A 15,425-nucleotide genomic window follows, 5' to 3' on the forward strand; every position below is an offset into this window, starting at 1 on the left:
TTTCATATCCCATTATCACAGTTCAAACAGAAAACTTACCCCAGACTGTTTTGTAATGTACTGATCAGTTCCTCTATAACAATTGGTTTGGATAGAAATCCATCCATACCACATGCCAGTGCTTTCTTTCTGTCTTCGTCAAAAGCATTGGCAGTCATGGCAAGGATCGTAATTCCCGCCAGTGCCCGATCATCCAGTGAACGGATCTGCTCAGTAGCCTCATATCCGTTCATTACAGGCATCTGCACATCCATAAGCACCAGATCATAATCACCTGGTCTTGAATTCTTAACCTTCTCCACAGCCTCTGCTCCATCTTCCGCTGTATCAACCTGAAAACCATATTCACTAAGGAGTGCTACTGCAATTTCTCTGTTCAGTTCATTATCTTCCACAAGCAGTATTTGCCTGCCTCTGAAATCTGAATCTGCTGCCGGAAGAATATTATCCTCTGCCCCGGCCTGCTTCTGGCCGATAGCCGCCATCAGAGTCTCTCTGATATCTGACATAAACATAGGTTTGGCACAGAACGCAGTCACCCCTGCTGCCCTGGCTTCCACTTCAATATCTGACCAGTCATAAGCAGTCAGGATAATGATCGGTGTATCATCACCAAGACTTCGGATCTGACGGGTAACTTCAATGCCGTTCATATCCGGCAGACGCCAGTCAATGATATAAGCATGGAATGCATCACCCATTTCCATAGACTGTCGTGCGCGGAGAACAGCCTCCTTACCGGAAAGTGTCCATTCCGAACGCATTCCAACCTTTACAAGCATCTTAGTCACACTGTCACAGGTATTGAAATCATCGTCTACTACCAATGCCTTCAGGCCTTCCAGCTCTGCGATTTTCTCTATACGGTGATTCTCAGGCTGGATCCGCAATGGCAGGCGGATAATAAATTCAGTACCTTTTCCCTGTTCTGTCTGAACTTCAATGGTTCCACCCATCATATCCACGATGTTCTTGGTAATAGCCATGCCCAGTCCTGTACCCTGAGTCCTGCTTACAGTGGAAGTCCGCTCTCTCTCAAAAGGAGAAAAGATCTTCTGTACAAATTTCTGACTCATGCCGATTCCGTTATCCTTTACCCGGATTTCGTACAGTTCACAGCCTCTCTGTGTACCCGGATACTCTCTCAGCCGGACAGAAACGGTTCCGCCTGCAGGAGTAAACTTGATCGCATTGGACAAAAGATTCAGCAGTACCTGATTCAGCCTGGTCTTGTCACAATAAACATCCTCATTGGTAACATCCATGACATCCATGTAAAGCTCTAACTGTTTCGCATGGATTTGTCCGCTGATAATGGTTTTCAGATCATGAAGAACCTCTGACAGACTGACTTCCGTCTCTTCCAGATGGATTTTCCCGCTCTCAATACGGCTCATATCCAGGATATCATTGATCAGTGAGAGCAGATGATTACTGGAGGAAAGAATCTTACCCAGATAATCCCGAACCCTTTCTTTATCATCAATGTTGCTTACAGCCAGTGTAGTAAAACCAATGATCGCATTCATTGGTGTACGGATATCATGAGACATATTGGAAAGGAAGGTGCTCTTTGCCTTGTTTGCAGTCTCCGCAGCGCGGACCGCCTCAGAAAGGGCCTGATTCATTTTTCTATCAGAGGTACGATCTGACAGAACCAGGATATATTTCTTTTTTCCGTTTACCTCGCTGCCCATTGCAACGTTATGAAACCAGCGGTGTTCTCCTGTTTTCTGATGAACATATTCAAGATCCCATTCCTGCTGCTCATGAACCTGGATTTCTTCCAGATACTTCTTCTCCGGATCTTCAACGTCCCCGGGATGCAGTTTCCCAAGGACACAAATATCTTTACGAATCTGTTCTACTGTAATTCCCAGCAGTTTTTCCACATTGGGACTGACGTAATCTGCCTGATATGTTTTTGCATCCAGCATCAGGAAAACGTCATCTACATTCATTGACAGCTTTTGAAACAATTCGTCCCTGTACAGGATCTCCGTATCCTTTCTCTTCAGGTTTACCCTGTTTTTCCGGAGAATAATTCCAATAAAAAGACCGGCAATACACACCGCTACTGCACTTACAAGCAGCACAGTGCTACGCTGCAGAACATTCATACTTGCATTGACGATATCAGCCTGGACAAGTCCCAGAAAGATCCAGTCCTGAGGTTTGGATTTCTCATAGACCAGATAGTAATCCTCTCCATCCAGATTTATCAGCATTGCATCTGTATGTCCTTCCTTAAACTCTTCTGAAAGCTTAAGGATCTCTTTTTCAGACAGAGTAGAATGTTCTCTCAGAATCCCAAAGAAATTATACACCTCTCCCCATGCCTCAGAAGAATGATCCACAACAACACGGCCATCCGGATGAACCACATAACTCTGGGCATTTCCATTGAAAGCAGAAATATTCAGCACATTTACGATATCAGAGTTTTCATAGGCAATGGCAATGGCATCATATTCAAAGCCCTGATAACTTCCATGAGGCCTGGGAGTGGCAAAAACAAGGAGCTGGGATTTTCCGGGAACTGTTGCATTGGTTATCACATCATTTCCCTGCCGGATCTCATCTTCAATATTTTCCTGTAATCCCAGATACCCGGTTTCACCTGTTGCCATCTTATAGTTCCCGTCCGCTGACAGGAAATAAAAATCTAAAAAGCCTGCATCTTCCTGTGCTTTCTCTATATACTCACGAATTTCACTTTCATCGGAAGTGTTCTGCAAATATTCCCCCCATATATGGAGATAAATCAGATTCTTATTTGTCAGCTCACTTAGCATATTATCAGACTGATGAAAAATTTCTGTCAGGTGAGAAACACTTTCCTCATAAACAGTCTTCGATACAAACCCCAAATATTGGAAAACAGTCAAAAGGATTCCAACAAATAGGGCAATAAGAACTGCTGCATTCCATCGTTTTCTCACAACCCGTTTCTTTCTGTTTGTATTATGATTCTTAACATCCATTCTTCTCACCTCAGAGTAATGTAGTCTTCAGGCTCTGCAAGAATGGCATTACCATCTGAAACATATGTTGTCCAGGTATCTTCCACAGAGGTATCCCCTCCATCAAATACAATATTTTCCTCTGCCGGATAAGCTTCCATATATTGTGGTGCTGCAAGGCAGGTCACAGTAAAAGTATCCTTGTCCTGAATCTGTTTTCCATTCTTTGTAACTTTACTCAATGTATAACCATTATCCGTTTCCTTGATTTCTACAGAAATACCGCTGAACACAGGCAGAGAGCCGCGGTTAAAGGGGATAAAGCCTCCCTGGTAGCCTTCTACGAAGTTTCTGACCGTTTCCTTCAGTTCTGCCCCGCTCATCTCACTGCTGTAAGCGGAAAGCTCGTTTGGCATAATCATGTTGCCTGCCATTTTTTCTGTATAATCGGCCTTCAGTACATTTCCTGTAAAGCTGTTTCCTGTTGCAATCAGCACATCCGTCCCATAAATACCGCGCAAAGTGTTTGCCATAACAGAATAGGCTTCATTGCCTCCGCTGGTATGGAAACGATTGGAATAAGTTTTCTTTGAATCCAGCACAATATCCTCAGAAGTGGATTTTTCTTCAAGAAGCTGGGAATTAAATGACTGATAAGCCTGCTCTGCATTATATTCTCCTGAGATCATCTTAGACACCACATCCCTGGAAATGGAAAAAAAGTCATTTGACGCAATACGGATATACATATGGTTTTCTTCGATCACAGGTTTCACATCCTTCAGATATTCCGTAAGCCGGAAATCCACATCCTGGCTATAGCTTAACAGATCCTGCCCATCATAAATGATCCGGTTCTGCGCATCCTCTGAAAGCATTGTGTTCAGTACCTTCATTGCTTTCTGCCGACGTGTTTCATCCTTTGTCAGGTCACGGTTTAAAGCTATCTGGAAATATGGTGTAGTCATCAGCCACTTTTCGCCGTTCTGCTGAAAGAATGGCAGGAATGTTGTGTTAATGCCCTGATCCTGGAACATTTTTACACCGGCAGAACTGCCGAAATACATGGCAAGCTTACCACTTTTGTACATCTCAACCACATCATCATAATTCATATCCAGATCATCCTGGCTCAGCCCTGTATCCTGAATAAACTGCTCCATACGTTCAAAAGCCTCCGGCCAGACGGTACTGTCCAGACCTTCTCTCTTTGTATTGTCCGGGTCACTGTAGATGGTACGCCACTTACGTCCATCCCCAGAAGACAGCTCTGATGCAGACAGACCCTGCAGTGTTTCCATACAGGTATAATCATAGTAATAGTCTGCAGTAAACCCACGGATACCCACCTCATCAAATGCCTGGCAGGCAGAAACGAAGCTTTCATAATCCGTTGGAAGAGGAATATCATACTTTTCAAAAAGATCTTTGTTCACTACAAAGCCATGGGCATCTGCACACACAGGAAGCCAGTTTACGCTGCCATCCTGATTTCTGAAACTGTTAAGGTATGTATCATAGACAGCACCTGCAGCATTGGTTGTGGAAAGATCCATCAGACTGTCTTTCAGAGGACTTGCATCATGGAGGGAAAACCGGCAGCAGGTTATAATATCCGGCAATCCACCGTTTTCGTTCAGAAAACGATAGAAATCCAGATCATTATTGCCTACTACAAATTCAATGTTGATATCCGAAAGCTGTTCCTGGATGTATGATGCGTATTTTTCATACAGATTTGTAGTCCATAGATACACTGTGATAGTTTCCGCGTCTTCTTTTTCCGTACTTTTCCTGCCGCAGCCAGACAGAAGTGACATGACTGTCACCATCACCAAAAGTACAGAAACTAACTTGTTCCATTTTTTCTTTTTCATTATAACTTCTCCCTCTGATCGCGTTTTACTAACTCATTGATCACTTTTACTAATAATTTCCCATCAACAGGCTTGGCAATATGTTCATCCATTCCTGCTTCCTTTGCTCTCATTTTGTCCTCAGTGAACGCGTTTGCTGTCATGGCAATGATCGGTATCACTTTTGCATCCTCTCTGTCCAGAGAGCGGATCATCTTTGCTGCTTCATATCCATTCATGACAGGCATCATAATATCCATAAGAATAACATCAAATTCTCCAGGTCTGTTTTTTCTGAATATGTCAACAGCCTTCTGTCCATTCCATGCTTTTGTCACCACAGCGCCTTCATTCTGAAGCACAAATTCTGCAATCTCCATATTCAGCTCATTATCCTCTGTCAGAAGAACATGGAGCCCCTGGATAGAAGTTTCTGTTTTTTCTTCCGTTTCATTCCTGTCCTTCATATCTGCATCAATCTGGAATGGAATCCGGATCACAAATGTAGTCCCTGTGCCTTCTTTACTTTCAAAGGAAATGGTTCCGCCCATTTTCTCCACCAGTTTTTTTGTAATTGGCATTCCCAGTCCTGTTCCGGCGAATTTTGTGCGGCTTCCTGCATGTTCCTGTGCAAATGGTTCAAAAATGCGTTTCTGGAATGCCTCTGTCATTCCAATTCCGGTGTCTCTGCAGACAAATTCCAATGTGGGCATTGCTGTCTGTTTCGATGGGATTTCCCGACAGCTGATATAGACATATCCGTTTTCTTTGTTATATTTCACCGCATTGGACAAAATATTCATCAGAATCCGTTTCACATGCACCGGACTTCCAATAAGATTCCAGTGTGTAACTTCTTTCTCTTCCCAAATGATCCGGATGTTCTGCTCCGCAGCCATATGTTCGATCACACCCAGTATTTCCTCAAAAATACTGTTCAGATTAAATGGGATGTCTTCCAGAACCACTTCATCTGACTCCAGCTTGCTCATGTCCAGAACCTCGTTTATCAGTTCCAGCAGCAGATGGGATGTCTTTTTGATCTTTGCCCTGCATTCCGTCTGTTTCTCCATATTGTCTGCATAATGGTCTGCCACATTGATCATGCCGCAGATTCCATTGATCGGTGTCCGGATATCATGGCTCATTCTCTGCAGAAACTCAGTTTTTGCCTCATTGGCTGCTTCTGCTTTTTTTGCTGCTCTTAGAAGTTCTGCTTTATATGTTTCATCTTTTTCCTTTTCCTGTTTCCGATGTGCCAGATCCGCTCTGTAACCCCAGAAGCAGAATATACCGAATATGAGTAAATAAAGAAAAACGACAGCTGTTACACTTAGTGGCAGGTTACGGAATACTTCCGTATCCGGAAGATAGGTATAAATATAATAATCCCGCTGCTTCAGCATGATTCCGTAACCTCCGGTTCCTTCATTTTTTAAATGAAAAATATGCTGACTGTCTGTATGCTCTTTCATTGCCTGGACAACCTGGTTGCCGGCAGTATCCTGTCCCAGCAGGCTTTCATCGTTGCTGGCAACGATGGTTCCCTTGTCTGCAACAATAATCGTTCCATCCTTCTGAGTGCTATAGCCATTTAAAAGGTTCTGTATTGTCAGGGTATAATTTCTGACAAATTCCGAAGATGTATAATAATAAATTGCAACCATACCTGGTGCATCTTTTCTGGCACAGGCTGCAATGTCGATACGTGATCCGTCTTCTCGGTCAATCCGTTCCGAATAAGATCTTTCTTCATATCCGGTAAAATCCATGATAATGTCTTTTTGCAGATAATCTGTGATCTCATTGGTCAGAGCCTCATCCATGCTGTATTTGCAGACTGTCTTTCCCTCTGTATCCAGCACAAGGATACCATCCACCCAGAGGGTCTGCAGATTTTCTTTTAGAAACTCCTGGCTTAGCCGGCCGCCGTTTTCTGTTTCCATGTCGATATTCGTACTCATCTGTCTGGCACTTTCAATGGCGCGGAGGAGACTTTTAGATTCCGAAGCTTCATTATAATGGGTGTAGGTGGAACACTGCACTTTGACATAGTTTACAGTTTTCACCATCCTGTTCTCTGCTTCCTTTTTCTCTGCCTGAAAAAAGTAATACAGGGAAGCTGCAGTCACACAGATTCCAAGCAGAATGCCGAATATCCAGAATCGTTTTACTTTTATTCTTCTCCTAATATCCAAGATCATCCACCTCCAGATACTTCTGGGGATCATCCAGATATTTTTTAATGATTTTCAGGGATGTGCCATCCTGACGCATTTCTTCCAGCGTCTGATCCATCTGCTCACAGATTCCTCTGTCATCCTCTTTTGCAAAAGCAACACCTATCCCGACCACCATCAGCGGATCTTCCAGGATACGGAAGCTTGCATCATAATCCTTCATGTACTGGACAATGGATTCCTCATGTGCAGCAACTGCATCTACATATCCTTTTCCCAGAAAGGTATAGATCAGTTCCCTGTGCCCAAGACTGATCAGATTGCCCAGTTTGGGGATCCTTTCATCCGTCCGGTTCAGAAAGATGCCTTCCGGTTTGGTTGTGGACTGGACGGCAAGGTTCTTTCCCTCCAGGTCACTTAGTTTATAGATATCACTGCTCTCATTTACAGCAACTACCTGGCGGCTTGCTATGTAGGGTCCTGCCCAGCGGTAATCGTCAAGGCGTCCTTCCATGGAAAAACAGCCCATAATACAGTCGATCTCTCCGCTTTCTACCAGTTCTTTTTTCTTCTCCCAGTTGATCTGGACAACATCCACCTGATACCCCATTCTTCTGAAAGCTTCTGTAGCCAATTCCACATCAATTCCTGTGGGGATTCCATCTTCATTCAGATAATTGTATGGCGGATAACTGTCACTGCCCAGGGTGATAACGGGCTTTTCTCTTTCTTTTTTGGTGATATTTGTGTTTTTGCACCCTGCCAGGGCAGTTGCTAAAATTCCCACAAGCAGAATGCCTGCAATCACTCTTTTTCCTTTCATCTTTTCTCCATTCCTGCTGTTCTTCTCTATTTTCCATCAAAATTTAACCGAATCAGGTAAGTCCCCTGCGGAGGTTGCAAATATCCGCTTGAAGACAAAAAAAAGTTCCTTGTAAAAAATTTTACAGGAACTTTTTCCATAATGCCCATTTAACATTTACCTTTTTTATTACTGAGGCATGATGCAACCGGCTGGCATGGCCAGATTTCAATCTGACTTTAGCTCCTTCTGGCTTTGCGCCCCGGCTTTTCAACCGGTTTGCCAATAAATGCCATAAAAAATTATTTTTTATTATAGCACTCATACTATATCATGTCTATAAGAAAATATGTTACTGTTCACAGCAACACGCTTCGCGGGATATTGCCAGTGAACAGTAACGAAAATATACCTCTTAACATACGAATCCAGCTTTCCATCAAAACTTAAGAGAAATTTACCGGAATGAAACTCCTTCATCAACCGGCCATGATTTTCTAAGTGCCCCATAGGAGATCAGAAAATTCGCAAGCCATCCGGCCGGTACAGCAAGCCAGACAAATGCAATTCCATAACGCGGTGCAAAAATCAAGGCAACTGACAGCCGAATGGCAAGATTTACCATATTGGCAATGAGAAACGGCCGCATAATTCCAAGTCCACGAAGAACTCCATCTGTTGCCATCTTAATACCCATAAAAATAAAGAAATATCCCAGCCATTTCATATAATCCCCGGACACCTGATATGCCAGAGCGGTTCCATCTTTTCCAAGGAATAAGGAAGAAATTGGGGTGTGCAGTGTTTCAATGACTATGAAAGCAAGGACTGCGAAACACAGGTCCAACACCAGTGCAGCATGGTATCCTTTTTTGATACGTTCAATTTTCTTTGCTCCAAGATTCTGGGAAACATAGGGCGAAACCGCATTTCCAATGGATACAAATATCAGTGAAAAAACATTCTCTACTCTCATGGTTGCCGCATAACCTGCCAGCGCTTGTGTACCGAAGGGATTTACAACCGCCTGTACGATCATCATACCAATTGACACTGTGGATTGCTGAAGAACCGATGGTACTGCAATACGAAGCATGGAATGTAACTCCTGCCTGTCAAACCAGTTAAAGCGGCTTTTATATCGACGCATCCGGTTAAAGAAAATCAAAAGCGAAAACACTGCGGAAATCCCCTGCGCAATGAGAGTTGCAAGGGCGGCACCGAACACACCCAGCCCTAAACCTGCCACCATCCAAAGATCCATAACAATATTCAAAACAGAAGAAAATATCAAAAGGCCCAACGGAATCTTCGATTCACCGATGGAATTGAACATCGTTGAAAGGATATTGTACATAAACAGAAAGGGAAATCCCACAAAATAAACACGCAGATACAGTACCGCTTCATCCAGTATGTCAGCAGGTGTTTGTAATAAACTCATCATAAAATGAGAAAAAACAAAGCCAAAAACCCCCAGAAGTATACTCAGAATCAGAAAACTGATCAACGATGTTGACACAATTGTTTTCATTTTGCTATAATTCTGAGCTCCAAAATAGCGGCTCACAAGTACGCCTGCTCCTACACCAGCTCCCAAAGCCACACAGATGAAAACATTGGTCAAAGCGGCACAGGCTCCAACTGCCGCAAGTGCAGAGGATCCCACAAACTGACCGACGATAATGGAATCAGCCATATTATATACTTGTTGAAAGAAGCTGCCCAGAATCATAGGCATTGCAAAAACAGTCAGTGCTTTAAGAGGGGCATCTGTGATTAAATATTCATCTTTTGACATTCTCATTTTCCTCCATCAATTCCTGCTTTTTATCCGAAATCACGATTGTATTTTCAAAATGTAAGTTTAAGATTTCGTTACGCAACAATTATATGTAATTACAGCAAATAAGTCAAGCTGCTGTTTACTTTTAGTAATATAAATGATATGATATTTGATATTGAAAAAAACTGCTATCAGATGGATATTATTTTATATTATTTTACAGGAGGGAACTTATGTACCTGGACGGTTTAGATGAGCTGGATCAGAAGATTATCCGGCTGCTTATAGAAAACGCACGTATCTCTTACTCTGATATCGGTGAAGAAACCGGTATTTCCAGAGTGGCAGTAAAAGCCCGTATCCAGGCTTTGGAGAAAAGAGGCGTAATCGAAGAATATACAACAATTATTAATCCGCAAAAAATCAGTGGGGCTGTATCATGCTATTTTGAAATTGAAACAAAACCGGAGTACCTGGCGCAGGTGACAGATATATTGTACAAAAATAATACAATCACACAGATTTACCGTGTCACAGGAAGAGACAGGCTTCATGTACATGCCGTTGCTTCATCAGGTGATGAAATGGAATACTTCCTGCACAATGTCATTGATACACTGCCTGGCATTATCAGCTGCAGTTGCAATATGATCTTATCACGCATTAAAGATATTAAAGGATTACGGCTATAAAAGTCAAAAGCTGCAACCAACCTTGATCCATACAGTCATGTCACCCTGCCAAAGTGAATTAAATATAACGCTCTTAGCCACTTTTTGACTTCAACAGTTTGCTCTTCCTGAAACGCCTCGCAGCTTTTCAAAATAACAATAAAATGCCCATTTTTCGTACACGGGAACATATCCTAAAACGCCACTATACTATTGAAGAGTTGTCAAAGCAGTACCTGATGAACACCACTACTTTGAAATCCGTTTTCAAAGCAGTCTATGGAATGCCCATCGCTTCTTACATGAAAGAATACCGTATGAAATTGGCATCGAATATGCTGTTGCAGGAAGATAAATCTATTTCGGAAATTGCCGCCGCTGTGGGATATAAAAGCCAAAGTAAATTTACATCGGCTTTCCGAGATATATTTCAGATATTACCTACTGCATATCAGAAACTGTATCGTAATCAATAATTTTAATACAAAACTGCACCCACAATATCCCTGAGTGCAGTTTTGTATCAATCAATATTCTAATGTTTCTCCATCAAGTGGAATATCAAGAACAAGCATCCTATACAAATGCACTTTCCTCTTTTGCTTTCCGCAAATCTTTTAACACTGTTCCTATATCTCCCAAAATAGCAATTCCCTTATCTTCAATGAATTCCGGCAAAAACTGATATTCTGAATTTACGGAAATATAATATGCATCTTTCAAACTGTTTGTCAGTTCCCAAAACGGTTCCTGCATAAACATCGGTGTCATGCGCCCTACTCCAAGTTCTATCAAGAGAATTTTTCTATCTTTGTTCTTTTGAATGTATTTTGAGATTTTCTCATATTCTTCTTCGTATTTTTTCCCTTGCAGAAAATTCCCATATCCTCTTACCCACGGAAACATTTCCGCACCACAATGAGGGCAGCGAGGAATCAGTTCATCCGGCACCATTGTCCCCTCTCCCATAGCCGCAATCATATCTGCCACAGGTTGTACGGCATCCCATGTTTCATCCTGACAGCACTGGGAACACTGGAAGAAACGATGATCTCCCTGAATCTCACTGACCTTTTCTTCCGGATAAATCTTTACAAACTGTGTATCCTGATTAGTCGTTAAGATATGAAAGTCCTTTCCCTGCAAGATTCTATCCAAATCCAGATATGGATCTCTGATAGGGGCATTTTGTGTAGCATTTAAAAAGGTTGCCACATATCCCCAGTGTTCATTTCTTGTAGAAAACCGATGCATCATGCCGCTAAAAGCACCTTTGAATCCATACTTATCTGCAAATTTTCCAAAATGCTCACGAAAAGAAGGGGTATCACTATAATAAAAGTCACCACCTCCAGCCGCTGATAAACCGGATGCTCCGCCTACTACGATACACTCTGCCTCCTGCACTCTGCGAACAAATTCCTGAATCTGTTCCTCATAAGGAAGTGGTTTTTGTTTGCTCAACACTACAGCAGTACCGCCGGATGCATAGGTACTATAGTGTCTGGAATAGTTCATTTGTGTTTTCATTACCAAATTTTCATAACAGCTCATTTTTTTCATTCTCCTATCTCACAACTGTAATATCTTTAACCACCTTACTTAGTCTATCCTTCCCTTTCTGATTTCCTTTAACGCTACCGTAAGATTACCATCCACACCGATGGATTTTTCTTTGATTTCTTCTGGAATGTAAATTTCGCCCTTGTTAAATGTGATATATCTTGCCTGTGGTTCTACTGCTGCTAGCTGCATCAAAGGAGCTTTAATCATCTGATTTCTCCAACCAATACCAAATTCCAGAATTACCAGCTTCTTTCCATGTAAATTCTGAATAAATTCTTGATAGCGGGCAGCCTTTTCTTTCCAATTTTTCGTTTCTGTAAACGAGGACATCTCACCCCAATTTACTTCCATATCTCCACCGCATTTTGGACATTTCGGCAGTAACTCTTTGGGTACTCTTCCGTTTACTTCCTCTTCTGTCATGGCGAGAACTGCTTTTTGATTAGGATAGACCTCGTCATGACATCTGTTCTTACACCGCATCTGGGTTAATTTCCCTTCCATTTCAAAAACACGGTCTGCCTCAAAACCTGCCGGCACAAAATGATCCTCCGCATTGGAAGTTACTACGAAATATTCTTTATCCTTTACCAGTGCATAGATGTTTTTCATAATCTCACTCGGCTCATCCTGCATAGCTTTTGCCTTAACAAGTCTGCTTACAAACGCCCACTTTTCTTCTACCTTCATTGGCACTGAAAATCCATGTAAAACACAACGCAGTCCGTATTTTTCTCTGAAATCTCCCATATTTTCCTGAAACCATGCGTCATCTGCAAAAATATTATATCCCTCTGCGATAGACAAACCATTACTGGCTCCAATCAAAATACCATCTGCTTCTTTGATGATTTGGCTTATCTCTTGATATACATTCATCTTCACCACATTTCCTTTCCCGCCAGAAAACTGACTTGTTCCTCCTTTTGCATACACCACTTTATCTCCTTTTTTATATCAGATTCCACACTTTTTATTTTGCTTGACTTTTATTTTTTTACTTGTTAAAATTAAATTTACATCAAGCATTAAAATCATATTATCATGTAAATTTAAAAATTGCAAGAAGAAAATTCGAGGTGACAAATGAAATATTCCACAAAGCTTAGTGACACCATTCATATTCTTATATTTATTGCTCTTGGAGATGACGAACAACTCTCCAGCACAAAAATCGCAGAAAGTATCAAGACAAACCCGGCTTATGTCAGACAGCTTATGGCAACCCTGAAAAATGCAGGCATTGTTGTCAACACACAAGGTCATGCGAATGCCGCTCTTGCAAAATCGGCAGATAAAATCAATATGTATGACATCTACCGAGCCGTAGAGGGCGATAAGCCGCTGCTTCACCTGGACACAGATACCAATCCGGATTGTGGAATCGGTATCAACATTCAATTCGCTATTGGGGACTTCTATCATGAAATTCAAAATATGGTAGATGAAAAAATGAAATCCATTACATTGCAGGATATTATTGATCGGTATTATTTTAAAATCAGGAAAGTTAAAAGCCTTTAACTAATCAAGAATAGCAAGCACTGCCTGTGTCATGACACAGGCGAAATCCCCCACACTTTCCTATCGTCTGTGTGGTTAAATTTCCATACATGGATAACTATAACTACCACAAAGGTATGAATGTAATCATTCAGGAATTAAAGGTTCTGTTAAAGACAAAAAGCATTGGCACTGACTCTGACCAGGCATTATTGCTAGATTTTCAGGAAACCCTTGCAACCATTTATCTGATGACTGCCAATCTTCCGCAAGCCAAAACATATTTTAAAAGAGCTTTCAAAATATATGAAAAGATCTGGGCTGATGAACCGGAAATGATTGAGGCAAAATATCAGGAAATCCAAGAGTTATATCCACAGGTTGGTTTCTTTCTTGGACAACAGATATCAAGTTTTTTAACAAAACAGGCATAATTTGGGGGAGAAAGTATTTATTTCAGTTTTTCATATATATCTTATATGATGACAATGTGTTGACATTAGGCACATATTTGAATATACTATACTTGAATGGAGGTGTTCTGTATGGCAACAACTAATTTAAATATTCGTATAGACAAGGCAATCAAGGACCAGGCAGAGGAAATCTTCAATGAGCTTGGTCTGAATATGACAACTGCTGTAAATATGTTCCTGAGAACCGCTATCCGTGAGCATGGTATTCCTTTTGAATTAAAACTGGAAGTACCGAATGATACGACAGCCGCTGCCATTGAGGAAGGCAGAAAAATGATGAAGAATCCTTCTGCTCCGCGTTATTCCAGTATGGATGCGCTTAAGGCAGCTCTCGACGTATGAAATACGACATTCAGTTTACCAATCAGTTTAAAAAGGATTTGAAGCTTGCCAAAAGCAAAATAAAAATCTTGATAAGCTGTTTGATGTAATCGGTATTCTGGCGAATGGCGGTACGCTGGATGCAAAATACAGGGATCATGACCTTACAGGAAACTACAAAGGCACGCGTGAGTGTCACATCGAACCGGACTGGCTGCTTATTTATGAGATTTGTGGAGATGTTCTTGTTTTGATGCTTTATCGCCTTGGTTCACATTCTGAGCTGTTTAAGAAATAAGTACAAATCGGGAATTTGGAAAGGGATGCACTGCCATGCTGAGAAAGTTGAATTGTTTTTTAAACATCGTTATTGGTTCATCAATAGGAGTTTTCATTGGATTCGGAATTTATAAGTTCTGGCACTTTAAAACCTACCCAAATTTATATGCCATACAGTCTGCACCGTGGTACACAGAGCTGCTGTTGGATGGTGCCTTGGTGGCTGTTGTGGTGGTCGTATGTATTATCCTAAAGCTGATTATTCGGAAAAAGTCAAAGCCATAACTTCCAATTGAACAAAATCGCTGCGCGATGGCCTGCCAAGGCTATGGCGCAGTTTTTCTTTACACTTTAATAAAAAAACAGTGGAAACCAAGTCCTACAAGTAGTATTGTTAAGTCACCACAACCAACAATCAAACAGGATCGACATCCCCACTGCCTATGAAAAGAATACCATTGAGCTGCCTTTCTGGCAAGCAGTTTTATTATGCTATGATGAGATTGCCGACGAGATCTTCAAACTCCGGGAACAGCGAGAAAAATGTACGGTTGACACTGCCGCCAGAGACGCACAGATTGCCCGCATCAACGAGCTGCAGGATTTTATCAAGCAGCAACCCGCACACCTGGAAGCCTTCGACGAGGCCTTGGTAAAGCGCTGGCTTGAGCGAATCATCGTCTGGGAGAACCACTTCACCGTGGAGCTAAAATCCGGACTGAAAATTGATATTGAAAGATAATCCCACAGACGCACGAAACCCTCTCGACCATGATGGCCGGGAGGGTATTTTCTATTCTGCAAACCGGAATTATCACTCCAAAATAAATGGAAGCATAATTATAATAATTCCAAATAGGGCAAATAAAGCACCACCGATTTTTGTGGCTTTCAAATAGAACTCAGATGGTTCATCTGCACGATAAGATTTCCATTCTTCTGTTAATTTCCATATTAAGCCCGGCTTTAAGAAGATAAACATACCTAACGCAAAGATTATGATTCCGCCCCCAATAGACCAT

General features: G+C 41.7%; 14 protein-coding genes, 1 pseudogene and 1 riboswitch. Of the genes and pseudogenes, 7 read left to right on the forward strand and 8 right to left on the reverse strand.

The annotated features are described in order from the left end of the window. Positions 1-35 precede the first annotated feature (35 nt). From LI074_RS07475 to LI074_RS07495, 5 genes are all read right to left on the reverse strand, one after another. Complete coding sequence (locus LI074_RS07475; RefSeq protein WP_173698041.1) at positions 36-2,984, reverse strand: hybrid sensor histidine kinase/response regulator; 2,949 nt, start codon at positions 2,982-2,984, stop codon at positions 36-38. A 5-nt stretch (positions 2,985-2,989) separates the two neighbouring features. Further along, positions 2,990-4,840 carry an ABC transporter substrate-binding protein gene (locus LI074_RS07480; protein WP_173698040.1) on the reverse strand — a complete coding sequence of 617 codons (1,851 nt, stop codon included), beginning with the start codon at positions 4,838-4,840 and terminating at the stop codon, positions 2,990-2,992. After that, complete coding sequence (locus tag LI074_RS07485; RefSeq protein WP_173698039.1) at positions 4,840-7,023, reverse strand: ATP-binding response regulator; 2,184 nt, start codon at positions 7,021-7,023, stop codon at positions 4,840-4,842. The genes LI074_RS07480 and LI074_RS07485 overlap by 1 nt, the downstream gene beginning before the upstream one ends. After that, positions 7,007-7,822, reverse strand: a complete 816-nt coding sequence (locus LI074_RS07490; RefSeq protein WP_119241120.1) for a substrate-binding periplasmic protein — start codon at positions 7,820-7,822, stop codon at positions 7,007-7,009. Before LI074_RS07490 ends, LI074_RS07485 begins: the two co-directional genes overlap by 17 nt. A 179-nt stretch (positions 7,823-8,001) precedes the next feature. Continuing rightward, positions 8,002-8,095, reverse strand: a riboswitch (cyclic di-GMP riboswitch). Positions 8,096-8,258: 163 nt separating this feature from the next. After that, entirely contained in the window at positions 8,259-9,602 is a 1,344-nt protein-coding gene (locus LI074_RS07495; protein WP_025580637.1) for an MATE family efflux transporter, read from the reverse strand. Between the two features lie 218 nt (positions 9,603-9,820). On the opposite strand from LI074_RS07495, the gene LI074_RS07500 reads away from it, so the two are divergent. Both LI074_RS07500 and LI074_RS07505 read left to right on the forward strand, forming a co-directional pair. Next, positions 9,821-10,279, forward strand: coding sequence for an Lrp/AsnC family transcriptional regulator (locus LI074_RS07500; protein ID WP_173698038.1), 459 nt, complete (start codon positions 9,821-9,823; stop codon positions 10,277-10,279). Positions 10,280-10,422: 143 nt separating this feature from the next. Then, entirely contained in the window at positions 10,423-10,734 is a 312-nt protein-coding gene (locus LI074_RS07505) for a helix-turn-helix domain-containing protein (RefSeq protein ID WP_082809189.1), read from the forward strand. A gap of 100 nt (positions 10,735-10,834) precedes the next feature. On the opposite strand, the gene LI074_RS07510 is transcribed toward LI074_RS07505, so the two are convergent. Both LI074_RS07510 and LI074_RS07515 read right to left on the reverse strand, forming a co-directional pair. Next, complete coding sequence (locus tag LI074_RS07510; RefSeq protein ID WP_227194210.1) at positions 10,835-11,812, reverse strand: NAD-dependent protein deacetylase; 978 nt, start codon at positions 11,810-11,812, stop codon at positions 10,835-10,837. Between the two features lie 48 nt (positions 11,813-11,860). Then, positions 11,861-12,760, reverse strand: a complete 900-nt coding sequence (locus tag LI074_RS07515; RefSeq protein WP_227194208.1) for an NAD-dependent protein deacetylase, SIR2 family — start codon at positions 12,758-12,760, stop codon at positions 11,861-11,863. Between the two features lie 150 nt (positions 12,761-12,910). On the opposite strand from LI074_RS07515, the gene LI074_RS07520 reads away from it, so the two are divergent. The 5 genes and pseudogenes from LI074_RS07520 to LI074_RS07540 all read left to right on the forward strand — a co-directional run bounded on the left by LI074_RS07520 (position 12,911) and on the right by LI074_RS07540 (position 15,145). Next, a complete protein-coding gene (locus tag LI074_RS07520; RefSeq protein ID WP_055052657.1) occupies positions 12,911-13,348 on the forward strand; it encodes an Rrf2 family transcriptional regulator in 438 nt (145 codons plus the stop codon). Positions 13,349-13,437: 89 nt separating this feature from the next. Further along, a complete protein-coding gene (locus tag LI074_RS07525) occupies positions 13,438-13,761 on the forward strand; it encodes a tetratricopeptide repeat protein (RefSeq protein ID WP_179962954.1) in 324 nt (107 codons plus the stop codon). Positions 13,762-13,872: 111 nt separating this feature from the next. Continuing rightward, positions 13,873-14,145, forward strand: coding sequence for a type II toxin-antitoxin system RelB/DinJ family antitoxin (locus LI074_RS07530; protein ID WP_118592679.1), 273 nt, complete (start codon positions 13,873-13,875; stop codon positions 14,143-14,145). Beyond that, a pseudogene (locus LI074_RS17825) lies at positions 14,142-14,422 on the forward strand (type II toxin-antitoxin system YafQ family toxin). The gene LI074_RS07530 and the pseudogene LI074_RS17825 overlap by 4 nt, the downstream one beginning before the upstream one ends. Before the next feature lie 372 nt (positions 14,423-14,794). After that, the gene (locus LI074_RS07540) at positions 14,795-15,145 is read left to right on the forward strand and encodes a hypothetical protein (RefSeq protein WP_226824580.1); all 351 of its coding nucleotides are present in this window, start codon (positions 14,795-14,797) and stop codon (positions 15,143-15,145) included. Positions 15,146-15,217: 72 nt separating this feature from the next. Here the strand turns inward: LI074_RS07540 and LI074_RS17565 are convergent, their stop codons facing one another. After that, complete coding sequence (locus LI074_RS17565; protein WP_330597524.1) at positions 15,218-15,418, reverse strand: DUF6199 family natural product biosynthesis protein; 201 nt, start codon at positions 15,416-15,418, stop codon at positions 15,218-15,220. Positions 15,419-15,425 lie beyond the last annotated feature (7 nt).

The organism is Blautia sp. MSK18_10 (genome assembly GCF_020553185.1).
Classification (GTDB): Bacteria; Bacillota; Clostridia; order Lachnospirales; family Lachnospiraceae; genus Blautia_A; species Blautia_A wexlerae.